Annotated in this window: 22 protein-coding genes; 10 read left to right on the top strand and 12 right to left on the bottom strand. The window is 65.5% G+C overall.

The window, feature by feature from the left end; all coding sequences use genetic code 11:
- Positions 1 to 597 precede the first annotated feature (597 nt).
- The 9 genes from ABMA32_RS22895 to ABMA32_RS22935 form a co-directional block, all read right to left on the bottom strand.
- On the bottom strand, positions 598 to 981 hold the full coding sequence (locus ABMA32_RS22895; protein ID WP_349016064.1) for a hypothetical protein: 384 nt from the start codon (positions 979 to 981) through the stop codon (positions 598 to 600).
- Entirely contained in the window at positions 978 to 1,865 is an 888-nt protein-coding gene (locus ABMA32_RS22900; RefSeq protein WP_349016065.1) for a DUF7007 domain-containing protein, read from the bottom strand. The genes ABMA32_RS22895 and ABMA32_RS22900 overlap by 4 nt, the downstream gene beginning before the upstream one ends.
- Complete coding sequence (locus ABMA32_RS22905) at positions 1,862 to 2,338, bottom strand: hypothetical protein (RefSeq protein WP_349016066.1); 477 nt, start codon at positions 2,336 to 2,338, stop codon at positions 1,862 to 1,864. The genes ABMA32_RS22900 and ABMA32_RS22905 overlap by 4 nt, the downstream gene beginning before the upstream one ends.
- Before the next feature lie 89 nt (positions 2,339 to 2,427).
- Positions 2,428 to 4,107 (bottom strand): ParB N-terminal domain-containing protein, encoded by a 1,680-nt coding sequence (locus tag ABMA32_RS22910; protein ID WP_349016067.1) that lies wholly within the window; start codon positions 4,105 to 4,107, stop codon positions 2,428 to 2,430.
- A gap of 260 nt (positions 4,108 to 4,367) precedes the next feature.
- Positions 4,368 to 9,464, bottom strand: coding sequence for an Eco57I restriction-modification methylase domain-containing protein (locus ABMA32_RS22915; protein ID WP_349016068.1), 5,097 nt, complete (start codon positions 9,462 to 9,464; stop codon positions 4,368 to 4,370).
- Between the two features lie 105 nt (positions 9,465 to 9,569).
- Positions 9,570 to 9,968 carry a DUF3085 domain-containing protein gene (locus ABMA32_RS22920; RefSeq protein WP_349016069.1) on the bottom strand — a complete coding sequence of 133 codons (399 nt, stop codon included), beginning with the start codon at positions 9,966 to 9,968 and terminating at the stop codon, positions 9,570 to 9,572.
- A gap of 8 nt (positions 9,969 to 9,976) precedes the next feature.
- Positions 9,977 to 10,579 carry a DUF1419 domain-containing protein gene (locus ABMA32_RS22925; RefSeq protein WP_349016070.1) on the bottom strand — a complete coding sequence of 201 codons (603 nt, stop codon included), beginning with the start codon at positions 10,577 to 10,579 and terminating at the stop codon, positions 9,977 to 9,979.
- A gap of 169 nt (positions 10,580 to 10,748) precedes the next feature.
- Entirely contained in the window at positions 10,749 to 11,426 is a 678-nt protein-coding gene (locus tag ABMA32_RS22930; protein ID WP_349016071.1) for a hypothetical protein, read from the bottom strand.
- Positions 11,427 to 11,653: 227 nt separating this feature from the next.
- Positions 11,654 to 12,580: a DUF3991 and toprim domain-containing protein gene (locus ABMA32_RS22935; RefSeq protein ID WP_349016072.1), complete on the bottom strand. Its 927-nt coding sequence runs from the start codon at positions 12,578 to 12,580 to the stop codon at positions 11,654 to 11,656.
- Positions 12,581 to 13,362: 782 nt separating this feature from the next.
- On the opposite strand from ABMA32_RS22935, the gene ABMA32_RS22940 reads away from it, so the two are divergent.
- Together ABMA32_RS22940 and ABMA32_RS22945 are read left to right on the top strand one after the other, a co-directional pair.
- Positions 13,363 to 13,680: a hypothetical protein gene (locus ABMA32_RS22940; RefSeq protein ID WP_349016073.1), complete on the top strand. Its 318-nt coding sequence runs from the start codon at positions 13,363 to 13,365 to the stop codon at positions 13,678 to 13,680.
- A 685-nt stretch (positions 13,681 to 14,365) separates the two neighbouring features.
- Positions 14,366 to 14,629, top strand: coding sequence for a hypothetical protein (locus tag ABMA32_RS22945; RefSeq protein ID WP_349016074.1), 264 nt, complete (start codon positions 14,366 to 14,368; stop codon positions 14,627 to 14,629).
- A gap of 35 nt (positions 14,630 to 14,664) precedes the next feature.
- Here ABMA32_RS22945 and ABMA32_RS22950 read toward each other — a convergent pair whose 3' ends face one another.
- Both ABMA32_RS22950 and ABMA32_RS22955 read right to left on the bottom strand, forming a co-directional pair.
- Complete coding sequence (locus ABMA32_RS22950; protein ID WP_349016075.1) at positions 14,665 to 15,150, bottom strand: DUF305 domain-containing protein; 486 nt, start codon at positions 15,148 to 15,150, stop codon at positions 14,665 to 14,667.
- 210 nt (positions 15,151 to 15,360) lie between these two features.
- Positions 15,361 to 15,558, bottom strand: a complete 198-nt coding sequence (locus ABMA32_RS22955; protein WP_349016076.1) for a heavy-metal-associated domain-containing protein — start codon at positions 15,556 to 15,558, stop codon at positions 15,361 to 15,363.
- Between the two features lie 155 nt (positions 15,559 to 15,713).
- On the opposite strand from ABMA32_RS22955, the gene ABMA32_RS22960 reads away from it, so the two are divergent.
- The 8 genes from ABMA32_RS22960 to ABMA32_RS22995 all read left to right on the top strand — a co-directional run bounded on the left by ABMA32_RS22960 (position 15,714) and on the right by ABMA32_RS22995 (position 23,616).
- Complete coding sequence (locus ABMA32_RS22960) at positions 15,714 to 18,266, top strand: heavy metal translocating P-type ATPase (protein ID WP_349016077.1); 2,553 nt, start codon at positions 15,714 to 15,716, stop codon at positions 18,264 to 18,266.
- Positions 18,263 to 18,700, top strand: a complete 438-nt coding sequence (gene cueR / locus ABMA32_RS22965) for a Cu(I)-responsive transcriptional regulator (RefSeq protein WP_349016078.1) — start codon at positions 18,263 to 18,265, stop codon at positions 18,698 to 18,700. Before ABMA32_RS22960 ends, cueR begins: the two co-directional genes overlap by 4 nt.
- A gap of 43 nt (positions 18,701 to 18,743) precedes the next feature.
- Positions 18,744 to 19,202, top strand: a complete 459-nt coding sequence (locus tag ABMA32_RS22970) for a DUF411 domain-containing protein (protein ID WP_349016079.1) — start codon at positions 18,744 to 18,746, stop codon at positions 19,200 to 19,202.
- Between the two features lie 113 nt (positions 19,203 to 19,315).
- Positions 19,316 to 19,519 carry a DUF2934 domain-containing protein gene (locus tag ABMA32_RS22975; RefSeq protein WP_349016080.1) on the top strand — a complete coding sequence of 68 codons (204 nt, stop codon included), beginning with the start codon at positions 19,316 to 19,318 and terminating at the stop codon, positions 19,517 to 19,519.
- A 59-nt stretch (positions 19,520 to 19,578) separates the two neighbouring features.
- Positions 19,579 to 21,273 carry an alpha-glucan family phosphorylase gene (gene glgP, locus ABMA32_RS22980; protein ID WP_349016081.1) on the top strand — a complete coding sequence of 565 codons (1,695 nt, stop codon included), beginning with the start codon at positions 19,579 to 19,581 and terminating at the stop codon, positions 21,271 to 21,273.
- Positions 21,274 to 21,285: 12 nt separating this feature from the next.
- The gene (locus ABMA32_RS22985) at positions 21,286 to 21,939 is read left to right on the top strand and encodes a CBS domain-containing protein (protein WP_349016082.1); all 654 of its coding nucleotides are present in this window, start codon (positions 21,286 to 21,288) and stop codon (positions 21,937 to 21,939) included.
- On the top strand, positions 21,936 to 22,946 hold the full coding sequence (locus tag ABMA32_RS22990; RefSeq protein WP_349016083.1) for a hydroxyacid dehydrogenase: 1,011 nt from the start codon (positions 21,936 to 21,938) through the stop codon (positions 22,944 to 22,946). The genes ABMA32_RS22985 and ABMA32_RS22990 overlap by 4 nt, the downstream gene beginning before the upstream one ends.
- A 1-nt stretch (position 22,947) precedes the next feature.
- A complete protein-coding gene (locus tag ABMA32_RS22995) occupies positions 22,948 to 23,616 on the top strand; it encodes a DUF6629 family protein (RefSeq protein WP_349016084.1) in 669 nt (222 codons plus the stop codon).
- 13 nt (positions 23,617 to 23,629) lie between these two features.
- On the opposite strand, the gene ABMA32_RS23000 is transcribed toward ABMA32_RS22995, so the two are convergent.
- The gene (locus ABMA32_RS23000; protein ID WP_349016085.1) at positions 23,630 to 25,228 is read right to left on the bottom strand and encodes an ABC1 kinase family protein; all 1,599 of its coding nucleotides are present in this window, start codon (positions 25,226 to 25,228) and stop codon (positions 23,630 to 23,632) included.
- Positions 25,229 to 25,241: the final 13 nt, after the last annotated feature.

Genomic DNA, 25,241 nt, shown 5'->3' on the forward strand with positions numbered 1-25,241 from the left:
TGCCGAGATCGGCAGCTCCGGCCGCAACGCGGCGCGGCACGCGGCCTTGAAGCGACCGGCCGCCGGTTTAAGAGCGCAACAAAACCCGAGGGGAGGCCGGCGGGCCGGAACGCCCATCAACAAGCGAAACCGACAGGTAAGGACCTCATGTACCCGCCGCACCCCACCACCAGGCCGCCGGCCGCGACGCATGACACCCGCCGGACCGTCCGGCCGCTTTCGCGACGTCCTGGCACATCATCGCAGACGACCGGCACTCTCTCCCGGCTGCGCCCACGCACACGACTCCAGCGCCAGTCGTCTCGCCGGGTGCCTGATTGGAGGTTTCCACGAGGCGGATGCATTCCATCATCGGCAAGGTCGCCGCCGGCGTTGGATGTTCTCGGCCGCGGACCAGACGCCGGCGCAGGCCAGTTGATTCCAACCTTGCCCAGGCGTCGACCGGATAGCGTCAGGGAGCGACAGCCCGCGCTCCCTCGTGCGCCGTTGACAATGGCCGGAGCGCGCCGTGCTGGCGGCGTGGGCTCTCTGCTCGACCCGCACGCCCTCGGATGCCGATCATCGCAAGATCGACGCGCCGGTTTCCGGCCACAGCGCCTATGCCGGGCCGGCAGCATGATGATCCACCGTCGTGCTGATGCACGCGTGGCGGCCAGCGGGTCGGCCGTCTTCGATACCAAGGCGCCGCCGCAGCGCCTCGATTGCATGGTCCTGCCGCGCGAGCTTTCGCGCCAAGGCGTCGATTTCCGGTTGGCGCTCCGCCGTGAGCGCCGCCAGGCTCGCGCGATACCGCTCGAGGAAAGCACCCGGATCCGGCGGCTTGCCGCGACGATACCCGGACTGCCTGCGGCCGAGCGACGGGATCAGCGCGGTCATCCTCCGCGTGATCTGCCGATCGATCATGTCGAGCTGGCGCTGCGTCTGTCGCCGTGCTTCCTCCATGCGGTGGAGAAGATGACGACGATTGGAGGAGGGGATCATGCCTCCCTCCCTGGCTGCCAGCCGATAAAGTCCGACTCGCCGCCATAGACGTGGTGGCGAGCGAGATCGACCACGAAGCCGAAGCGGCCGACGCGATATTCGTCCGAGGGGACGAGGAAGCGGCGCTCCTCGGTCCCAAAGCCCCGCTTGCCGCCCGGCGTCGCGACGACCTCGACAAAGCCCGCGACCTGCTTCGACGTGATCGCCGAGATCACGATCCAGTCGTTGGCATGGGCGGCTTCGAAGGCCCGGCGATCCTTCTCGTGCGATTCGCCCGGCATGAGGATGGTGCCGAAGATCGCCTCCCAGGCATCGGGCCAGCTGTCCTTGATGGTCCGCTCCGCACAGCGACGCTCGAAGGCGGTGAAGAGATGCGGAAAGGTGATCGCGACGATCGCCCACTCGGCATCTTCCTCGTACCATCCGCCGGCCGAGCGCAGCATGCGATGGACCTTGCGGTTTCGCTCGGCCGAAAGCTTGAAGCCGCCATGCCCGGCAGTCGAATGCGACGTGACACCCTCGGCGTAGATCGTTGCACCCTGTGAGGTGCCCCACGGCGTATGGGCACGCGAATATTCCTCCACACGGGCGAGCATCTTGCGCTCGCGCTGATGTTCGGCGTTTTCGAGCACGCGCGCGCGAAACGCCGCCTCGTCGGCGAGCTCGCCTGAGTGCCCGTAGAAATCGGCGCGCGTCCACTCGCCCATCGGTCGCGAGAGCCTCCACGCGGTGACGAGATAGTGCCGATCGTCGCGCGCCATCGCCATGGCGAACGCCGTGTCGCCGACGAGCGCGACAGGCATACCGTCGGCGCTGCGACCGAAAAATACCCCCGGACATCCGGGGGTCTCGGTTTGAGGATGGGCAGGGGAGGGGGCGTTCATGCCGCGGTCCTCCCCTCGACGATGTCGGCGCCGACCTCGTCGGCCGTCACCTCATGGAGCACGGCGCGCGGATAGTCGTGGCGCGTCAGCCACTCGCGGGCATCGGTCTCGTGTGTTGCGAGATAGACCAGTTCAGCGTCGTCGCCGGCGCGATCGAAGACGCGGACCGATCCGATCGCCGGGCGCTCGACGATGGTGAACGTCAGCGACGAGTCGAGAGAGAACGTCCGATGGACGCGGATCGCAATGACACCGCCAGCGCCATGGTCGGCCTCGTGCAGGGTGAAGCATGCCGAGAGCGATAGGTTGCCGACGCCGCGCCCCCCCTGCTTGCGGATCAGCCGGCCGCGACTGTTGCTGGTCTGCCATGTGGCCAGCTTCTTGTTGAAGCGCGCCGGCGGCTGCGGCGTTCCGTCGGACCAGGCGACGATGGACCCGATCGGTGCGTTGTCGACGATTGTGTGCGCGGACATGGTGTCCTCCTTGGATTGCGCGGGTGTGGAAACGACACCGCCGCCGGAGACCGGCGGCGGCGAACCATTCGAAACGGTGGGGGGCGGCGCTACTCGGCCGCTTCGCGGAAGGCCTCGGCGTCCTCGCCGAAACCGCCCTCGCCGATGTCGGCGATATCCTCGTCTGCCTCGTCCTCGTCAGCCGCGACCGCGCGGGAGGACAGCCAGTCGGACAGCTTCGCCGGATCGGGGGCGAAGAGTGCGTTGGGATGGACAAAATGCCCCTCCTTGTAATGCTCGACGAGAGCTGCGCGCGTGTCCTTCACGCGCTGGCGCGGCAGGACCGGCGTGTCCTTGCACGAGCCTTCGAGCGCCGGCCGCGACAGGCACGAGAGGAAATCCTCCGTGCCCATGTTCGGCAGGAATGCGTCGGCGCCGATCATCTCGCCCGCGATGCGCGCGACGATGCCGCTGTTGGTGGCGTTTTCCCGGCACGAGAAGACGTCGACCAGCATGGTGCGGGCCGCAACACGCAGCGTGTCCATGTCGAATGCGAGCTTGCCGTCGGCGTCGAACAGCACCGCCGCGTTCTTCGCCAGCCGGCTGTGGCCGTAGTAGACACCGCCGCTCCCCGTCGTCACCGAGACGTTCTGGCCGGCGAAGGCGAGGATCAGTAGCGCCATCAGCGCATCATCCTCGATCGGCGCGCGGCCGAGCGCTTCGCGCAGCGCATCGGTGCGGTAGTCGCCAATCATCTCGACGCCCTTGCGGGTCACGTCGGGACGCGGCTTCGCCACTTCCCCGACGTCTTCCGGGGCGTTGTCGGTGCTGCTCGCGCCCTTGCCGCCCTTCGGCTTCTTCGCTTCGGGCATGCGGTAATGCACGCTCTGGACGCGACCTTCGCGGTCGAGGTACATCGCGGTCCAATCGGACTTGGTCGGCTTACCGTAGACGCGCTCGGCCTTCGGCGGCAGCTTCACCTCGCCCCAGTTCGTGGTTTCGGCGATGACGCCCTTCTTGGGCAGGTTCGCCGTCATCCACTCCTGTTGCGCGCCGAGGAAGCCCTCGACATTCGTGGTGTAGCGGCTGTCCTCGTCGGCCGGAGCAAACAGGTCCTCGACCCACTGGATGCCGTAGGCCTGGGCCAGATCGTCGCCGAAGCTCGCATGACGCGCATACATGCGGGTCTTCTGCAGCCCCTGCGCCACGCTCCACCAGGAGACCTGCGGATCGCCCTTCGACGGCTTGTGCTTCTTCCAGACCTCCTTCTGCTCGTCGAGCGAAGCCGCCGCGATGGTGCGCAGTTGCTGCTCGTTCGGCATGTCGCCCTTGGCCATGTGATCGAGCATCGCCGGCAGGACGTTGGCGAGCAGCCGCAGCTTCTTGATCTGGCGCACGGGAAGCGCGAGCGCCACGCCGATCGCCTCCTCGGTCCAGCCGAGCGCGACGAGGCGCTCGATCGCACGCCACTGATCGACCGGGTTCATGGGATCGAAGGCGATGTTCGTCACCATCGATCGCATGGCGCCGTTGTCGTTGGACGCCTCGTCGACGAGCACGTCGATTTCCTCAAGACCCGCCGCGATCGCCTGCTTCACGCGGCGATGTCCGGCATTGATGATGTAGCCGTTGCCGCCGCCGGCTTCGGGCGTGATGACAGGTGGCTGGACGATGCCGACCGCCTTGATCGTGGCGAGCAGCAGCGCGTCGGCCTGCGGCGTCGATTTCGTCTGGCGCAGGGGATCAGGATTTTCCTTCAGCGCACGCGGATCGACCTTGATGAGTTGCATGGGAACGCTCCTTTTTGGGGTTTCGGACCGGCGCTGCCGGCCCTTTCTCGTCTTCTTCCCGAAGACACCCCCCGGCCCGCGGAGCGGGCGGGCCGGTGCAACTGCGGCCGAGCATCCCTGCCCGGCAGGACCAGCAGGGCCAAAGCCCTGCGCAGGACGACGGGCCGGGATCGCGCAGGCGGCGGTTGAGCTTCAGCGTCGACGGCCCGCCCGATCTGCGAGCGGGCATTTCTCCCTTCTTTTCCTCTCCCTTTTCCATTTCAGGCGGCCACCGCCATCTCGCCGCCGCTTCCGTCATCCTCCGCCAGAGCCTTCTCCACGTCAGCGAGCTGCCGGCGCTTGTCGGCGAGCTCGCTCGCGAACGCGAATTCACCGCCGTCGCGCGATGCGTAGGACGCCAACCGCCGCCGGGCATCGGCAAGGCGCTGGGACATGCGCTCGCGTTCACCCTCGAAGTCGTCGATCGCGTGCTCGAGGCGGGCGATCGCGCCGAGCGGCGTCACCGTCACCGGCAGCTCGATCTCGTAGTCGGCGCCGGTTCGCTGCAGCATCGTGGTGTAGCGGTAGCCATCGCGGCCGAAGCGCTCGCCGCTATATTCAAGGTCGAAGCCGCCGATCGATGCGATCACGCTCTCGCCCTCCTGCTGAAGCTGGACCAGCGTCAGAATCTCCTTCAGGAGCGCCCGGCCTGCGAGCTTGCGCTCTGCGTGCGTGTCGCCCGTCACCGTCATGGTGAAGGCGTCGCCCGAGGTCGGGATGCGACGCGCGATGTCCTCGCCGATCTCACCGATGCGGCGCGTCGAATATTCGATGTCGCGTTCGGCGTCGCGAGTCTGGCGGCGCACCGCGTGCTGATCGTCGATATGGGCAGCGCGCAACCGTTCGAGCCGCGCGATATCGGCTTCGAGGCCGGCCTTTTGCATCAGGCGCGGATCACCCGACGCGATCGCCTTGGCCATTGCGAACTGATTGGCCTGGCTCTCGCCCATATCCTCGAGCCGGCGGATCGAGGTGTCGCCGGAAAGGGCCGCCGCGATGAAGCGGGCCTTACGCTCGTTGTTCTGCCACATCTGCGCGTCTAGCGAGCCCTCGGTCGCATAGGCGAAGATATAGACCTCGTCGTGCTGGTTGCCCTGGCGCACGATGCGGCCCTCGCGCTGCTCGATCTGCGACGGCAGCCACGGCACATCGAGGTGATGCAAGGCCTTCAGGCGCAGCTGCGCGTTGACACCGGTCCCCATCGTGTCCGAGCTGCCGATCAGGAAGCGGACCTTGCCGGCGCGCACGTCGCCGAAGAGACGTTGCTTCGCCTCGGACTTCTTGAAATCCTGCATGAAGGCGATTTCGGACGCCGGTACGCCCATGCGGACGAGCTCGTCGCGGATCCAGCGGTAGGCCGAGAAGCCACGCGACTTCTCGACACTGATGGTGCCGAGGTCGGAGAAGATCATCTGCGCCGCGCCGGGCAGTTCGAACGGCTTGCCGTCGGAGCGGACATAGGTGCGCTCGGCAGTGTCGCGCCAGATGCGGAAGGCGTTGCCGACGAGTTGGTTCAGCTTGTTTTCGGCTTCGTTGTCATTGTCCGGGTCGACCAGGCGCAGATCGATCGCCGCATGCCGGCCATCGGTGATGACTGACAGGAGAATGTCGTCGCCGGGCTCGGGTGCGCGGTCGCGTTCCTCGATCGCCTTGATGCGTTCGCCCAGCAACGTCTGGTAGCGTTTGAACGCCGCCGACGGCTTCGCGGTGAGGATCTGCCGCTTGCCGGTCGAGATCGCCGGCACCTTGACGTATTGGCGCAGGTCCTCCGGCATGACGACGTCTGCAAAAGAGCGGAACATCGCGATCAGCTCCGGCACGTTGACGAAGGTCGCGAAGCGCGTGACTGGCTTGTATTTTCCCGACGGCTGCAATTCGAGCTCGGTCGTCACGTCGCCGAAGGTCGTCGCCCAAGCATCGAACTCGTGGAGGCCGCGCTCGCTCAGCGCCGCGTAGCCGAGGTAGCGCTGCACCGAGAACATCTCGCCGAGTGTGTTGGTGATCGGGGTGCCGGACGCGAGCACGAGCGCACGGCCCGGATTCTTCATCTCGACGTAGCGCGACTTGACGAACAGATCCCAAGCGCGCTGCGAGCCGTTCGGATCGACGCCCTTCAACGTCGACATGTTGGTCGCGAAGGAAAGCTTGCGGAACTCCTGCGCCTCGTCGACGATGATCTGGTCGATGCCGATCTCGGAGATGGTGAGCAGGTCGTCGTTGCGCGTCGACAGCGCCTCGAGCCTCTCCTTCAGGCCCTCCTTGAGCCTTTCGAGCCGCTTGCGCGAGACGCGATCGTCGTTTTCGACCTTGGTCAGCAGCGTCTCGTAGAGCTCCAGCTCGTCCTGAATCATCTGTTGCTCGAATGCCGATGGCACCGAGATGAAGCGGAAAGCCGAATGGGTGATGATGATCGCGTCCCAGGTCGCGGTCGCCGCGCGCGACAGGAAGCGGTGGCGCTTGTCCTTGCTGAAATTGGTCTCGTCCGCGACCAGGATCCGTGCGTTCGGATAAAGTGCGAGGAATTCGCGCGCCGCCTGCGCGAGGCAATGGCCCGGCACGACGAGCATCGCCTTGGCGATGAGTCCGAGCCGGCGCTGCTCCATGACGGCGGAGGCCATCGTCATGGTTTTGCCGGCGCCGACGGCGTGCGCGAGATAGGTCGAGCCCGCCGATATGATCCGCCAGATGCCGCGTTTCTGATGCCCATAAAGAGAAAAGGCGCCAGAGGCGCCCGGTAGCTTCAGGTGCGATCCGTCGAAGGCGCGTGGAGCGATGTTGTTGAAGCGGTCGTTGTAGACGCGCGCCAGACGGTCAGTGCGGTCGGGATCGGACCAGATCCAGCGCTGGAATTCGTCCTTGATCTTTTGCAGCTTCGTCTTCGCCGCCTCGGTGTCGACGACGTTGAGGACCCGCCGTTCGCTGTCGCCGTCCTTCACGGTGTCGAAGATCTGCGGCACGCGGCTGTTCAGCGCGTCGGCGACGAGCTCGCCCGCGTGGCGCCGATCGGTGCCCCATTCGGATGTGCCGGCCGCCATCCAGCCGAGCTGGCGCGCCTCCACCGTCCACGAGGCGAGCTCGGGCATGTGGTGGATCTTGATGTCGCCGCCCATCGTCTCCTTGACGAAAGCGACGACGTCGGCGGCCGGAATCCACGGCGCGCCGAGCCGCGCCGTGATGTCGGACGGACTGAGATCGGCGGGCTGGACGCCTTGCAGCGCAGTGACATTGCGCTCGTACTCAGCGTCGAGCGCGGCCGCCGCCTCGGCCGTCTTGAGCTTGTCGCGCACAGGACCCGACAGATAAGCATCCGCTGTCTGCCATGAACCGTCGGCCGGATCGCGGAAGATGGCGCTGCCGAGCTCGGCAACGACGTCCTCGCATTCGCGATGCAGCAGTTCGGCGATATGTTCGAGATCGACGCGGCCACGCTCGTTCAACACCACGGCGAGCGCATCCGCCGCGCTGGTGATCACCGGCGGCGCCGGCGGCGCAATCACGCGCTCGGTGAAGATCGGCCCGGGTTTGGCGGTGTTTGTCTCGATGTCGTAGTCCTCGATCGAGGCGACCAGCCAGCAATCGGGATCATCAAGGAACGGCTGCAGGTTCGGCCGGCGATGTGTCTCGCGGACCTCGCCGGTCTCGTCGTCCTCGGTCATCGAGACGGTCGTGAAGTTGATCGGGCCGAAATCGCGCACGAAGTTCGACCAGGCAATGCGAAGACGAACCTGCGCATCCTTCCACGGCCGGTCGGTTTCCTGGCATTTGAGCACCTCGCGCACCGCATCGCGGATCGGGATCAGCTTGCCGATGATCCGCACATGCTTTTCGGGCACGCCCTCGGCGCTGCGGCCCTTGCGGACCTTGACCGTGACGGGCCTGCCGTCGAGGACCTGCATGACGCCGTGGACCTTGTCCGCGAAATAGCTGCCTTCGCGCACATGGCGATCGGAGGGAGAAGCAAGATCCGCCAGCTCGCCGTCTTCGTCGAGATCAGGGTCGATGACGTCGGGCTCACCATCGTAGATCGCCTCCGGGAGAAGAACGATCGCGGCGGGAAGAAGACCCTCGAGCGCCTCGCCGGCACGCGGCAGGCAGGTATAGGTTTCGCCAAAGGGACCGGATGTGAGCGCATGCGTCCCGAGCACGAAGGCGGGATGCTGCACGAACCAGCGGTTCACGCGGATCGCGCTCTCGTCTTCGCCTGCCGGGCGTATCTCCTCGGTGTCGAGCCAGGATGGATCGCCTGCGGCTTCGCCGATCTTGCGCTTGCGGAAGAAGAGGAGGTCGACCACGACGTCGGTGCCGGCGGCCTCGCGGAAGCTGCCTTCGGGCAGGCGGATGGCCGCGACGAGATCGGCCGATCCGGCGATGTGCTCGCGCGCGGCGAAATCCGCCTTGTCCATCGTCCCGTGCGAGGTCACGAATGCGGCAAGCGCGCCGGGCTTCAGGAGATCAATCGCACGCGCGATGAAGTAATCGTGCAGGCGAAAACCCTTGGAGCGATAGGCCCGGTCCGATCGGACGGTTCGGTCGGAAAAGGGCGGATTGCCGATCGCGAGATCGAAGGCGGCCGGCAGCTCGGTCCGCGCGAAATCGCCGGTGAAGATGCGCGCCCGCGGCTGGAGCAGGCGGACGATCCGCGCCGTGACCGGATCGAGTTCGATGCCGGTGACATGCGAGATGTCGCGCAGTTCCTCCGGCATCAGCGCCGGGAAGAGCCCGGTGCCGATACCGGGTTCGAGCACGCGGCCGCCGCGCCAGCCGAGACGCTGCAACGCCGTCCAGATCGCGCGAACGATCAGCTCGGGCGTGAAATGGGCATACTGCGTGCAGCGGGCGAGCGAGGCATAGTCGAGTTCGCCGACCGCATCCTCGAGCGAAGAGCCGAGTTCCTGCCAGTCTTCGCGGAAATCCGGCTCGCCGGGCCGGCGAAAGATGCCGTTTGCGAGATCGGAAGCGCCGAAGCCGGTGAACCGGATCAGTTGCGCCTGCTCCTGCGGCGTGGCCGGGCGTTGATCAGCTTCGATCTCGGCCGCGAGCTGGATGACGGCGATGTTGTCGCGCCCGCGCTCTTTCCAGGTCCTGGCGAGCAGGCGATCGCCGACGAGACGGAAGTTGGACCCGCGCCCGGGACGGACCGGGGCGGGGGGGCGTGCTGTGGCTGCGACTGGAAGTGCCGGAGCGGGCGTCGAGGGATCGGGCTGATCGTCGTCGTCGTTCGCGAACGCGCCGCCAAAGGCGGTCACGCCGAGGCCGAGGCCCGAGGAGAGAGCGGTGTTGCCGAAGAGGTCGAGAGTGAAGGGATCGTCGTGCGCCATGATAGGTCTCCTGTGATGAAGGCGCGCGCCATCGACCGCGCCGGGGACTCCGGCTGGCGCGATGGTCGCGAGAGGTTACGGGAACGGGCCGCGCGGCCCGTGAGGTCAGCGACGGATCGGCGTGATCGACATGCTGTCGTCGGTCATCGTGATCATGAGGTGCGTGGCCAAGGGCATTGCCCCGATCAGCCGCACGAGCATTTCGGCGTCGAGAAAATCGATGCCGTCATCGCCGCCGAAATACTGGCGCTTGTAGTGCCAGTAGTCGGGGTTGGTTTTCGGATCGCACTCCTCGGCATAGACGACGAGGGAGCGTTGCCCTTCGGCGAGCTTGCCGTTGGACATGATGTAGACGCCTTCGTCGCCGACCAGCCAGACGCCGGGCTTTTCATCCTTGCCGGGCGCAAGGCCGTAGTGCGGATTGCGGAAGCCGCCATTCATGAGGGCGTCGATGCGCCCGCGCGTGATCGCGGCATGGACTGCCGTCACGGAGAAGGTGAACATCGCGGCACCTATGCGGCGATCGCGTCGGGCAGGTAGCGCAGATGCACCGGAAGCTTCACGGCGATATCCGCGTCGGTCAGTCGGTCGAGCAGCCGGAAGTCATGGCTCCGATCCTGGCCGTAGACGATGACAATGCGCTTGCCGCGCTCTGCGGCGGGGAAGCGCCAGTCGGCATAGCCCCGATAGGGATCGTGCGTGCTCGACCAGATGTGCTCGAGGCGTTCCTCGCGCGTCATGGCTCGGACCGGGCGCGACTCCCGCTCGACGATCGCGGCGCGCATACGCTCGGGCGACTTCCGGTCGCCAAGATCGCAATAGGCGTGAAAATAGCGGACGCGGCCGTCGATCCTCAGTTCGAAGAACACGCTCGTGATGTTGCCGGTGAGGAATTCGCGCATCGCGAACATATCGCCGCGCATCCACAGCGGCGGCAGGATCTCGAACATGTAGTCGTGCTCGGCTGCACCGATCTCGAACCACTCGCCCGCGTAAAGCGCGGCCGCGTCATCGTCTGTGTGGTTCGGTCGCTGCTTGTGCCGATCGAACATGCGAAACATCTGCCGGCGGTCGGCAGCGCCTTGATAGACCTTGCGGATCGAAGAGGGGGTCATGGTGAGCTCCTTTCAGCCTCGTCGGGCCGGAGCGCGGCTCCCCCTTCCGGTTCGCCATTCTCTTCAGCCCTTCTGACCCCTCCTTCGCGGCCGCCTCTCCGGTCCGGCGGGTCAAGGGCCGCGAAGCGGGCGAAGCCTCCCTTGACGCGCCGGCCGGGCATGCGGCACGTCATTTCTCCTTTCCCCGTTCCCCTTCTTTCCTTCCTTCCATCGCGCGCCGCGCGACCGACCGGATCGCGGCCAGCGCGGCCCTGAACACCACTGAGCCGCGCCCTTCCGACAGGTCGGCGGCGGCGGCGACAGCGACGCAAGCAGCATGGATATCATCGTCGCCGATCGCATCGGCCGAGAGTGTCGCGAAAGTCTCGTCGCCGGCGATAATTTCGCCAATCGTTGCGCGCACCTCGCTCTCGTCGAAGGAGAGCAGGATATGCGGCCGCGGCATCGGCGCATCCGGATCGGGGTCGCGGGCGCCGGAAAGGATCGCCTCCGCCTTGGCGACGGCTGAGGCGGCACGTTCGACCCAATAAGCGCTCTGCTTCGCATCGCCCGCACCGGCCAGGACCTTGACCAGGCCGAGCAGGATCTCGAAATGATCCGCCTTGCGCTGCACGGTCTCGTCGAAATGCGACGGCACGGGCAGCGCCGGGCCGCTATAGGCGCAGTCGGGGCCGTCCCAGGCGCCCGTGACATAGGTTTCGCCGGCGGATTCATAGTCGCGCGTTTCCGCCTCCCAATCATCGTCCTCGATCGCGAGGCGGCAGGCCTCGGCAAGGCTTGGCGCCTCATAGGAGCGGTGGCGGTAGACCGGCAGGTGGTAGGTGGTCTCGATCGTGTAGATGGGCATGGTGAGCCGTCCTTCCCTTCGGGTGTTGAAGACACCTTCGGGGCAGCCGCTTCTCCGGTCCGGCGGGTCAAGGGCCGCGCAGCGGGCGGAGCCTCCCTTTACGCGCCGGCCGGGCATGCGGCAGCGCTCACCCATTTCCTGTCCGGCCCTCGGCTTCTCGCCTTCATCTCATATCCGCGCAAATCGGACCCGGCTGATTTCCGCCGCCGGTTCGCAACCTCGGATGATCAGCCGGCCGCCGCGAGGGGCTCTTGTGCAAGTCGGCCGAGAAGCACGAGCAGGTCTTCGTTCCAATCGCCGGCGCGCGGGCGCGCTCGCGCGTAGGAGGCGCCGGTCTCGGCAGCGATCTGCCGGATGCGTTCCGCATAAACCTCGCCCTGCCGATTGTTATCGGTCGCGCCGACAAGACGAGCATTCGGCCTACTGGCCAGGCGGCGAATGGCTTCCTCACTGGCGGGCGACCAGCCGCCGCCGGTGCTGACATAGAGCGTGTCTGGCCGCAGAACCTGGATCGCCGCCAGGCTCATGGCGTCGATCGCTGCCTCGGTGATGCAGATCCTTGGCGCTGCCGAAGGACCCAGCCGAAACAGGTCCTTCGCACCGCCGGTCGCGAAACCGCGCCACTCAGGGCCACGCTCTTCCCAGCCAAGCAGAGTGCCATCGTCGTTGCAGTGAGCCGCCCATATGCTGCCGCGAGGGCCCTCGCGGAGTGCGCCCTGTCCGAGGGCGGCGATCACAATCGTGTCGGGTATGCCGCGCACCTCGGTGAGGTAGCGCCAAGCCTGGGAGCCGAGCCGTGGGATGGCCCGCCGGTGCCAGCGATCGGCTACCGCCGCGAGCGGCGTGGACCGGACCTCACGCTCCCATGCAGGCGGGCTCGGCACAAACCCGACAAGCGCGGCGATGCGTTCGCAGGCTTGCGGAAAGCTATGCGCGCCCAGATGCCCGGCCAAATCAAACACGTCACCCTTCGCGGTCGACAAGGGATCGAACCAGCCGCGATCGTTGTGAATGACGATAATGATCTGGGAATCGCGACGGTACTTGACGGCACGCCGCGTGCTTTCTTTCAAATCGACCTTCCAACCGCCCTGCTGGAGCAGCGCGGCGCAACCCACCTTGGCTCGCAACTCTTCGATTTCGCTTTTCTCCATGATCCTTTACCTGGCGCGCTTCCCGCCTGGTCCTTTCTGTAGCTGACCCTCCGTTGCCCTTTGGCGACGGCACTGCCATCCGCCCGCCGCGAAGCGTGCCGGATGCAAGGGCGCGTTGACAAGTCTTCTCAAAATGGGATCGCGGCCGCGGCGCAGCCTCCCTTGCATCGGGCATCGCGCCAGCGGCATCACCCCGGCTCAGCGAGCCGGGACCATGGATCTTGCTGTTGGGCGAGCCTGACATCCTCTTTTCGAGCTTCGCCGGCGGCGAGATAGGGCGTCGATGAGTTGGGCGGACCTGTGGCGGGACCTTCTGAGCGACGAGGCAGATGTCACGGGCGTGGCGCTTAAGGGGGAGCCTCCTTCGAATTCATTCACGCGATGTGCGTCAGGGATGGCTGCCCGAATGGGGGAAGACCCGCCCGCGGGGCTTCCGCGCAGCCGCCAGCCCGGCCCCGAAGGGAGACGCCCAATCCTGTGGTCGCAAGCGAAGCTTTACGAAAACCATCTAGAAGCCGCTCGAACGAGCGGTTATGAGTCGTATGGGGCAGTACGCGCTGCCCTGGGGCGTCGAAACCCCTGCTAGCGGTTGGTGCCGGCCGTTACGGCATCAAACTCCTTGACCTTATGGTCGGGGAGCCTGTGGCGTATGCAACAGGTTCTTCCCGAACTAAAGGCCACAGGGCCGTCTAGCACGGTTTCGAACTCCCCGATCACCAAGAGTCAGAGAGGGTTCGTTTGCGGGGGCGTACCGCAGACACGATCCCACTGGGGAGCATCGAGTGGTTCAGGACGGAGGGCACGAATCGTCCCTGGAGTCGCAGACGGTCGCGGCTCATCGCGCCTATGTCGAGGCGCTGGCGGCGTGGGAGAAGGTCGTGCATATGGCCTCATGCCCCATGTGTCGGCCAGAAGGTCTTACCGACAAGGATCACGAGCGGCGCTGCGACAGCGCAGAGCTTGAAAAGGAGCGCCGGCGGGTGGCCTTTCGGGATCTCTGCGATGAGCTTGGCTACGTCCCTGAAGGGCGGGGCATAGGGCTTTCCGCGCCCTCCTGTCCGGCCGGGCGTCGCGTGCGGCCGCCATCCGACACCGCGTGAGGGCGACGTCCACTCGCGCCGTGCCACCGCCGCTGTAGCTGGTTTTACCGTTGCGGCTGCCACCGCCCGGGTTTGCCGCACTCCCGACATAGCCGTCGCAATACTCGATGATGTTTGCGAATCTATCGAGGCTGGATTGTTGTCGCTTGGCATCGCGCGACCGACTATTGGAGAACGCCGGCTGGTGAGCTGGTTTCTCGTCGTATGGATCGGGTTGTTTGCGCTCGCGTCGGTGCAGATCGAGGTCACGGCTCGATCGTTGGCACACCCAGCGGTCCATTTGGTCGCGGCGGACGACGCGGGGCTCGGGCACTTCGATCAGGCGGTTCACGTTCATCAGTGCGCCAGCGCGACTTGCAGTCTGTGGGCTCCGCTCCTTCCAAACCAGGCCGTCCTATTGCTTCGGGATGTGAAAGCACGCCTGCGGGCGCCTGATGAAGATGGCGCCGGCCTCGGGCCGGTGGAGTTTGAACGCCCACCGCGTGGCGCCGCGCACGTCCGCCCATAGCTTTCCATCGCGCGCCACTCCAAGTGGTGCGCAACTGCTTTCACACGTCGTCCGGTCTGGTTGTCTTACGTTTCGGTGCTCACGGCTTCCGTCGTGCGCGTGCGGCGGGTGAGACGCCATGCCTGCATCCCCCAGTGGATCACTGCAGGACAAGCCGGCCCTTCTTGAAGACATGCCATGAAGAAGATTATGTCATACGTTGCAACCACCCTCCTATCGGCGGCGATGATCGACGCGGCAGCTGCGAGCGATGCGCAGTTGAGCGCAACGCTGCTGGCGGCGCGATGTCCGGTGGCAAACATCGAGGAGACGTACAGGTCGGACGCGATTTCCGTCTTCAAGGTCGACTGCAAAGGCCGGGGAGACCGGCGCCTCGTCGTCACCTGCACGCGCGCGGCCCGCGCCGCATCGAGCGAGCGCAATGATGACGACGAGGGCTGATTGACTGTTAGCAGTCGCCGGCAGGCACGCACCCTTCAGCGCAGGCGGGCGGCGATCGCGTTCATCTGTTCTATTTCACGGCGCTGCCCCTGCGAGATCTCCTCGCAGAGCTTGACCAGTTCCGGGTCCTGCAGTTTGGCCTCGCGGCACATCAGGATTGCACCGGAATGGTGGGGGACCATGGATTGAATGAATTGGCGGTCATCGACCAATGCCTGGCTGCGCGTGGCCCAAAACGAGCCGAGTGTCACCACTGCAAAGACGGCATAAAGTACAATGTTCATTCGCGCATCTTCATACATGCCGCCCATTGTGACGATCATCAGGATGCCCATCGGCGCCCACATGGTGAGTGACATGTAGAGCATATTGATGTTGTTGCGATAATCGCGCCAGCCATCGATCATGGTGTACATCACGAGATACATGACGATCAGGCTCAACAGCAGATTGAGGCCGAGCATCCAGTATGCGCGCGCACCAGAGTGATGATGTCCCTGCTGATGACTGGTTTGGTCCATCGGCCGTTGCCCCTTCTGTTTTGTTTTATGTCACGTCAGCCGTCGTGGTTGTGGCGCAGCAAAAGAACGCGCTGAAAGGATGAATGTTTCCGGCAATCGGCGGCTCGGCGCGACGGATCGCGGGCGATGAGCAACGATCCCGCGCCGGCGGGATCACCGAGAGGTCGGGAGAGCGCGGCCCGGCGGCGGGCCGGGCCGCGCCTTTTGGTGTCAAGCGGCGGCCGCGGCCGGATAGCCGGCGCGCTGCAACGCTGCCTCGAAGTCGGCGCGCGGTCGCGGGGAGGCCACGTCGACCTTGCGGGTGTTGGGATCGATGGTGACCTTGGCCTGGGCGTCCACGCTCTGGATCGCCTTGGTGACGCTGCGGGCGCAGCCGCCGCAGGTCATGTTCTTGATGTGGAACTGCATGAGGATCTCCTTTTGGCTCTCATGCTCGTTCAGATGGCGGTTTCCAGCGTGGGAAGGTCAAGGGGCGGCCAAATCTTTTTTTGGTCTTGACCTTCCCACGGCTGGAAGCCCCACCTTCCGCTTCAGATAAGCATCAGTTGCGGAAGGATATCGCCATGAATGCGCCCGTCAGGAACGGCTCCGCCGCCCGAAGCCCGATGATCTTGCCGGTCGAAGGCATGAGCTGCGCATCCTGCGTGGGGCGTGTGGAAAAGGCGCTGAAGTCGGTGCCCGGCGTCGAAAGCGCCAGCGTCAATCTCGCGACCGAGAAGGCAGAGGTGACGGGCTCCGGCCGGATCGCCTATGGGGCCTTGGTCAACGCGATCGAGGAGGCCGGCTACGCCGTTCCGGCGACCCGGACGGAGCTCGCCATCGAAGGCATGACCTGCGCCTCCTGCGTTGCGCGGGTGGAGCGGGCGCTTGCGTCCGTTCCGGGCGTGGCGGCAGCGCGGGTCAACCTGGCCACCGAGCGCGCGACCGTCGAGGGATTGATCGACGCGGCTCTCCTGGTCAAGGCCGTGGAGGATGCCGGCTACGACGCGCGCGTGGTGAACGCAGGCGCCCCCGATGCGGCGACCGCCGCGCGCAAGGAGGCGGAGGCCATCGCGCTGAAGCGGGATCTCGGCGTCGCAGCGTCGCTGACCGCGCCCATCGTTGTGCTGGAGATGGGCTCCCACCTCGTTCCGGCGATCCACGACCTGATCATGCGCACCATCGGCATGCAGGCGAGCTGGACCATCCAGTTCGCGCTGACGACGTTGGTCCTGTTCGTCCCCGGACGGCGGTTCTACGCGAAGGGCCTGCCGGCCCTGGCGCGGCTGGCCCCCGATATGAGCTCGCTGGTCGCCGTCGGCACACTCGCAGCCTATCTCTATTCGCTCGTCGCGACTTTTGCGCCGAACCTTCTGCCGCCTGGCACCGTCAACATCTATTACGAAGCCGCCGCGGTGATCGTGACGTTGATCCTGCTCGGTCGCTTTCTCGAAGCGCGCGCCAAGGGACGCACGTCCGAGGCGATCCAGCGCCTGGTCGGCTTGCAGCCGAGGATCGCGCATGTCCGACGCGACGGTGCCATGGTCGACCTCGACGTAGCCGAGGTGGCAGCGGGTGACCTGGTCGAGGTTCGGCCCGGCGAACGCGTGCCGATCGACGGCGAGGTGCTTCAGGGCGCAAGCTATATCGATGAATCGATGATCACCGGCGAGCCGATCCCGGTGGCCAAGGAAGCGGGCAGCAGCGTCGTCGGTGGAACGGTCAACCAGAAAGGCGCGCTGACCATCAAGGCGAGCGCGGTGGGCGATGCGACCGTGCTCGCGCAGATCATTCGTATGGTCGAGCAGGCGCAGGGCTCGAAGCTTCCGATCCAGGCGCTGGTGGATCGGGTGACGATGTGGTTCGTGCCGGCGGTCATGGCTGTGGCGACGGCGACATTCGTCATCTGGCTCATCTTCGGGCCGGATCCGGCGTTGTCGTTCGCCGTGGTCAACGCGGTTGCCGTTCTCATCATTGCCTGCCCCTGCGCAATGGGGCTCGCAACACCGACCTCGATCATGGTCGGTACCGGACGTGGTGCCGAAATGGGGGTCCTGTTTCGGCAGGGCGCGGCGTTGCAATCGCTGAAGGACGCCCGCGTTGTCGCCATCGACAAGACGGGCACGGTGACGGAGGGCCACCCGGTCCTCACCGATCTCGGCGTGGCCGACGGGTTCACCCGCGGTGACGTGCTCGCGCGCGTCGCCGCGGTGGAGGCGAAATCCGAACATCCGATCGCGCGGGCGATCGTGGACGCGGCAACGCATGAGGGGCTTCGCCTCCCGGAGGTGAGCCGGTTCGAGTCCGTCACCGGCTTCGGTGTCAGCGCGGAGGCCGGAGGGATTCGAGTTGAGATTGGAGCCGACCGCTATATGCGCTCGCTCGGCTTCGATGTCGTACCGTTTGCGGCGACCGCCAGCCGGCTCGCCGACGAGGGCAAGTCGCCGCTCTATGCCGTGATCGGCGGCAAGCTCGCCGCGATCATCGCGGTCGCCGATCCGATCAAAGGCTCGAGCCTGGACGCGATCGCGGGCTTGCATAGGCTTGGCCTGAAGGTCGCGATGGTCACCGGCGACAATGCGCGCACCGCCAGCGCCATCGCCCGCCAGCTCGGCATCGACGAGGTCGTCGCGGAGGTGCCGCCGGAGGGCAAGGTCGAAGCGGTGCGTCGGTTGAAGCAAACCTATGGCCAGCTGGCCTTCGTCGGCGACGGCATCAACGATGCGCCGGCGCTCGCCGAAGCGGATGTCGGCCTCGCGGTCGGCACCGGCACCGACGTTGCGATCGAGGCGGCGGACGTGGTGTTGATGTCGGGCAATCTTAAAGGCGTTGCCGATGCCTTTGCCCTGTCGAAAGCCACGATCGGCAACATCCGGCAGAACCTGTTCTGGGCGTTCGCCTATAACGTCCTGCTCATTCCGATCGCCGCTGGCGTGCTCTACCCGGCCTTCGGAATCCTGCTGTCGCCGGTGCTGGCCGCAGGTGCGATGGCGCTGTCGAGCGTGTTCGTGCTTGGCAATGCTTTGCGGCTGCGCCGTTTTCGGCCGCCAGCCGCGCCTGGCGCGCACCCCACATCGGGCGAGGGGATACCGAATGCGTCGCGCTCTTCTGGGGCGTTGGAAAGGAGCGCAGCATGAATATCGGCGAGGCGGCGAGCGCTTCCGGCGTCAGCGCCAAGATGATCCGTTACTATGAGCAGAGCGGTCTGATCCCCAAGGCCGGCAGGACGACCGCCGGCTATCGCGACTACTCGACGACCGACGTGCATATGCTGCGTTTCGTGCGGCGCTCGCGCGACCTCGGCTTCTCGATGGCGGAGATCGAGGAGCTGTTGCAGCTCTGGCGCGATCGCAGCCGGCAAAGCGCCGATGTGAAGCGGATCGCGCTCGCCCGCATTGCCGACCTGCGCCGTCGCATCCAGGAGATGGAGGACATGGCGGCGACGCTGGAGCATCTGGCGTCGTGCTGCTCGGGAGACAACCGGCCCGACTGCCCGATCCTCGCGGATCTTGAACAGGGCGAGGTCGCCAAGCCGCGACGCTCGCGTGGCGCCATCGATGCGGCGCCATGATCGCGTTTCAAACTTATTCTCGTCAGAATCGGAGGAGACCAGCGTGAACGTCAACCGCCGGAATCTCATCAGCCTTGCCGCAGGGCTTGGGGCGTCATTCGTCACGCTCGGCATCACATCCGCGTCGGCTGCGAGCGCCTCGATCGAGGTGACGCGCTCGCCGAGCTGCGGCTGCTGCTCCGCCTGGGTCGCCCATTTGCGTCAGGCAGGCTTTTCGGTCGAGGAGAAGCTTGTTGACGATCTTGCGCCTCTCAAGGCGCGGCTCGGCGTGCCGAACGATCTGCAATCGTGTCACACGGCGATGGTCGGGGGCTACGTGATCGAGGGGCATGTTCCAGCACAGGAAATCTTGCGGGTTCTGGCCGAACGGCCGACCGCGACAGGCCTTGCGGTCGCCGGCATGCCTGTCGGTTCTCCCGGCATGGAAATGGCTGGTCCATCGGAGCGCTACGACGTGGTGCTCTTCGGTGCAAACGCGCGGCAGGTCTTCGCACGATACTGAAAGATGCAGCGGCTGCGGTGATCTTTAACATCCATCAACGATGACCGGCCCTCTCGCGTCCACTCTTTCGGGCGTCAAATGAGGTCCGATCTCGAAGAAGGAGCACGACGATCATGTCCGAAGCGCAGGCCACTACCGAGCAAGAAGTCCTTCGACCGAAGATCGAGCTGCGGGCGTATGAGATCTGGGTGCATGAGGGGTGTCCGGAGGGACACGATCTGGAGCACTGGCTGCGGGCTGAAACCGAGATCGTCGGGGAGGGTGCTGAGCCCGAGGCGACGGGTGAGGCCGCAGCAGCTGCCAAGAAGAAGAAATAATCCGTCGATCGCGCGAGCGGCGCCGACGAGCGGACTAGCCTTATGCCGGGGATGCACTCTTGGATTTTCTCGATCGATCGATCCGGCGGGCGCGGTTTGCCTATTTCTCGATGGAAATCGCACTTCGCACCGAGATGCATACGTACAGCGGAGGGCTCGGCGTGCTGGCCGGGGACTCGGCCCACTCGGCCGCCGATCTTGATTTGCCGATGGTGTTCGTCACGCTCGTGAGCCGACAGGGCTATGTGCGGCAAGAGATCGACGACGGTCATGCGCAGGTCAGCCGTCCCGACCCGTGGTCGCCGCAAGACTTTGCGACGGCCTTGCCGCAGATGGTGGCCGTATCGATCGAAGGGCGCACCGTTTGGGTGCGCCCCTGGCTCCATGCGCTCGAATGCCCGCTTGGACAGGTCATTCCGGTCCTGCTGCTCGACACCGATCTTGGGCAGAACGCGGTCGAGGACCGCCGGATCACCGATGCGCTCTACGGCGGCGATCAGGCCTATCGGCTGAAGCAGGAGATCGTGCTCGGGATCGGCGGTCAGGGCGTATTGCGTGTGCTGGGCTTCAGCATCGAGAAATATCATCTCAATGAAGGTCATGCGGCGCTTCTGACCTTGCCCGTGCTGCGAGCGACGCGGCAACTCGACGGCGATCACCGGTCTGACCCGACGCGTGGCTATGACATTTCAGCCGTGCGGGAACGGTGCGTGTTCACGACGCATACGCCGGTGGAAGCTGGGTTTGACAAGTTCGATTATGATCTCGTGCAGCGCGTGCTCGGCGACTATATCGAACGCGATGTCCTGACGCACCTGGCCGGCGCCGACGAGCTCAACATGACGCGGCTGGCGCTCAACCTCAGCAGCTATGTCAACGGCGTTGCGCGCCGGCATGCCGAGACGACGCGCAAGCTGTTTCCGGGCTACACGATCGCCTCGATCACCAACGGCGTTCATGTCCATCGGTGGACGCATGGCGCGATCGCCAGGCTCTTCGAGCAGCAGTTTTCGAACTGGGCGCACGAGCCGGAAGTGCTCGCCTTCGCTGATCAAATCGAAGATGGAGCGCTGTGGTCGGCGCACGAGATAGCAAAGAGCGATCTGCTGGCGCGGATCGCTCAGGCGACGGGGAAACAATTGCGTCCCGACTTGCCGCTGATCGGATATGCGCGGCGCATGACCGCCTACAAGCGCCCCGAACTGATCTTCTCCGATATGGGCCGGCTGCGCGAAATCGCGAAAGTCCAGCCGTTCCAGATCGTGTTGGCCGGCCTCGCGCATCCGAGCGACGGCGGCGGACAGGAGGCGATCCGGGCGCTCGGAGCGCACATCGATGCGCTTGCAGGCGCGATCCCGGCGGCGTTCGTACCCGGTTACAATCTCGACGTCGCGGGTGCCTTGGTGGCCGGTTGCGACGTCTGGCTGAACACACCACTGCCGCCGCTTGAGGCATCCGGCACCAGCGGCATGAAGGCCGCCCTCAACGGCGTGCTCAATCTCAGCGCGCTAGATGGCTGGTGGATCGAGGGCTGCGCCGACGGCGTGACGGGCTGGTCGATCCCCACCAATGGGGCCGACGCAAATGATGCGGCCGCGCTTTACGACAAGCTGCGGGACGTGGTGCTTCCGCTCTATCACGGTGACCGCGGGCGCTGGGTCTGGATGATGAAGCAGGCGATCAGCAAGATCGGCCCGTCCTTCAATTCTCATCGGATGATGCGCCGCTACGTGACCGAAGCCTATCTGCGTTGACGGGGACAAGTGATGCAGGTGCGGGATGTGATGTCGACCCGGCTGGTCACGATCAGCCCCGAGCACAGCGTCTGGCACGCCGCGCGGATCATGCTCACCGAACATGTCAGCGGCCTGCCGGTACTCGATGACGCCGGGAACCTGGTCGGCCTGGTGACCGAGGGCGACCTGTTGCGCCGCTCCGAGCTTGGAACCCCACTCGGTGACGGCGGGCCGCAGGAGCGCGCCCGTGCCTATGTCCGAAGCCGCAGCTGGAAGGTTGGTGCGGTCATGTCTTCCCCGGTCCTCACGATCGGCGAGGACGCCCCGCTGTCGCAGGTGGCGATGCTGCTCGGCATTCATCGGATCAAGCGCCTGGCGGTGCTGCACGGCACGCAGCTGGTGGGCATCGTGAGCCGGGCGGACCTGCTCAAGGTCATCTCGGCAGCCGGGCCGGATGCCGAAATCAGGGGCGACGAGGCCGTCCGACGCGCGTTGCACGCCCGCCTCGCGGAGGCCGGGAGTGTCTTGAGCCGTCATCCAGATCTCCATGTCGAAGGTGGCCAGGTGCGCGTGGCCGGTACAATGCGCTCGCAGGAGGAAATCGACGTCGTACGGATGGTGGTCGACAGCATCGTTGGATCGGGGTTTAAGGACGAGCTGACAGTTGAGAAGGAGCATGGATGAGGGTTGTTCTGTTCGAAGCGGAGGATTGGGAAAAGAAGGCTTGCGCAAAACTGATGCGCCTGCACGAAGTCCGCTGCACGACGGTTCCGCTCAACATCTCGACGGTCGATGACTTCAAGAATGCGGAGGTGATCAGCCCGTTCGTGGCCTCGCGTCTTGATGCCAGAATCATCGACCGATTGCCCGATCTGAAGCTCATAGCGACCCGCTCGGCGGGATACGATCATATCGATCTGGCCGCGTGCCGAGAACACGGCGTCGCAATTGCCAATGTCCCGGACTATGGAGATGCGACCGTCGCCGAGCATGCCTTCGCGCTGCTGCTGGCGCTCGCGCGCAACGTTGTCGAGAGCGTCGCGCTGACGCGCCGGGGCGGCTTCTCGATGGCCGGCGTGCGCGGTCTCGAATTGCGCGGCAAGGTCATCGCGGTCGTCGGGACGGGGCGCATCGGCCGCCGAACGATCGAGATCGCACGCGGCTTCGGCATGAAGGTGCTCGCCTTCGATCAAATCCAGGACGCGGCTGCCGCGACACGCCTGGGATTCACCTATGGTGCGCTCGACGAGATCCTGGCGCTCGCGGATGTCGTGACGCTGCATGTGCCGTCATCGCCGACCACCGTGGGGCTGATCGGCGAACCGCAATTCGCCGTCATGAAGGATGGCGCCATCCTCATCAATACGGCGCGCGGCAACGTGGTCGATTCCGAGGCGCTGGTGCGGGCGCTGGCGGACGGCAGGCTGCGCGCGGCTGGGCTCGACGTCTTGCCTCAGGAGCCGCTCATCCGGGAAGAGGCCGAGATCTTCCGGCAGGACAGGGCCGTCGATACGTCCGATCTCAAGGCGCTGGTCGCCAACCACGTGCTTCTGCGATTTCCGAATGTTCTGGTCACACCCCACAATGCCTACAACACCGACGCGGCGCTGGCGCGTATCCTAGAGACCACGATCGCCAATATCGAAGGTTTTGCGGCCGGTCGCCCCGTCAATCTGGTCGGGGCGACTTGAGATGTGCCTATCCGCAGAGGTCAGTCTCGGCGCCGCGGCCGTCCTCATCCCGGCTGGAGCTGTAGCCGGCGCTTCGGCCTGGCGCCGGGATCGCCGCTACCTGATGCTTGCGACCCTGCCTTTTCTGTTTGGGTTGCAGCAACTGGTTGAAGGACTGGTCTGGATCGAGGGACATGCCGGCAACGCGCATCATGTCGCGCAATATTCGCTGCTGTACATGTTCTTCACCTGGATCGCCTGGCCGATCTGGGTGCCGGTCTCCGCCTACTTTCTCGAGCGTGGCGGGCGCCGGAATGTCATCGTTCTGTTCGTCATCGCGGGCGCGATGCTGGGCGGCCTGCAGTTCGTTCCATACTTTGTCCATGACGGCTGGCTGACGACGACATTCCTGCGCTGGGCGGTACGCTACCAGGACATCAACCTGCTCGACGGGCTTGTCTCGCGAACCGTGACTTATGCGATCTACGTCACCGTCGTCATCGTGCCGTTCCTGCTGGTGCGTAGCTGGGAGATCAAGGTGTTTGGCCTGCTCGTCGCCGGCGTCCTGGTCGTCACGTATGTCTTCTTCTCTTACGCCTATATCTCGGTGTTTTGCTTTGGCGGCGCGGTGATCTCCGTCTATCTGCTGGCGCTGATGTGGCGGAAGCGCGCCGCGCCCATTCTGGCGTGATCGCGCGGGCGCGTCAGCGCCGCCAGAGTGCGTTCGCCAAGCGCAGGACGCGAAGGCAAAGCCAGAGCGCGACGGCGAATCCGATCAGGGCCGCCAACGGCAGCCCCAGCACCAGAGGTCCGATGCGCACCTGCGCGAGCAGCGCGGACGCGACCAGCAGGCCAGCCGACAGGAGCGCGAGCGCCGTGAGCCCCGCGCGCCGATCGAGCCGCCGCTCCCTCTCCTCCGAATGCGCCAATCGCACGCCGAGGGCGGGTTCGCCTCCCTGCTGATACGCCCGGTGCAGCCACGCTCCTAGGAGCGCGGGCAGATCCTGGACTGAGAGCGCCAGCTCGGTCTTGAGGCGCTCCATCGCAGCACGATCTGGCCTGCCGCCCAGGGTGTGGGCGATCGCGGCTTCGCCCTTGGCGATGAGGTTGTCCAGGACGTTGAAGTCCGGATCCAGACGGCGCAGGCAACCCTCGATGAGGAAGAGCGCGCGCACCAGGACCATGAGGTTGTAGGGAACTGCGGCATGGGCGCTATCGCCAAGCCGCATCACTCTGAGGAAGGCATCCGCGATCGACCAATCCTTCAGCGGCAGCGAGGAATAGTCGCTGAGAATCTCATCAATGCCGTGCACGAAAAGCGTTCGTTCCGCTCGGCGGTCGATCAGCGCGAGCTCGATCGCGGCGTCGAGCATCCACGCGGCGTCCTGCTGAACGAACGCCTGAAGGAATATCCCAAGGTTGCGCCGGGTCGAGCGGTCGAGATAGCCGACGAGCCCGAAATCGTGAAAGCAGATGCGACCGTCCTCCATCAGGAACAGGTTGCCGGGATGGGGATCACCATGGAAGAGCCCGGTCTTCAGCAGCTGCTCGAGATAGAAATCGACCAGAACGCCGGCGATCCGGGGGCCGTCCTGCCCGGTGATCGGATCCTCGATCGATCGGCCATGGCTCAGCACTAGGACAAGGACCGCCTCGCTGCACAGCGCTTCGAACGCGGCGGGCACATAGACGTCCGAGCGCTGCTTGTAGGCATCGCCGAAGCGGCGGATGTTGCGGGCTTCCTGGAGAAGGTTGGTCTCGCGCGCGAGATTGGCCCAAATCTCGCGGACGAGGCGTTCGAGCTGAAAGCGCCGGAGGCCAGGGACCGCTGCCGCGGCGAGCCGGGCGACGATAACGAGAATACGCATGTCTCCGTCGATTCGCTCGCGCATATGCGGGCGCCTGATCTTCACGATCACGTCTTGTCCGTCAGGCAGGGTCGCATGATGGACCTGGGCGATCGAGGCCGCGGCGAAGGGTTCGCTCGCGAATGTCCGGAAGACCTCATCGATCGGGCGACGAAGGGCATGCTCGAGTTCTGCTCGCGCTTCTCGCGCGGAGAACGGCCGGGCATGCTCGCGCAGGTCACGCAACTGCCTAAGATAAGGCTCGGGGAAGAGATCGGGCCGCATGCTGAGCGCCTGGCCGATCTTGATGAAGGTCGCGCCCAGATCATCGAGCGTCTGGCGCAGCCGCAGCGGCAACGCCGAAGCATCGGCGCTGACACCGCGACGCCGTTCGCCGAGATAGAGCAGGATCAGCGAGGATGCCGCGACGACGATCTGGAAAAACCGCGCGATCACTTGGGTGACCCCG

It is taken from the genome of Mesorhizobium quangtriensis (assembly GCF_040081925.1).
Taxonomy (GTDB): domain Bacteria; phylum Pseudomonadota; class Alphaproteobacteria; order Rhizobiales; family Rhizobiaceae; genus Mesorhizobium_K; species Mesorhizobium_K quangtriensis.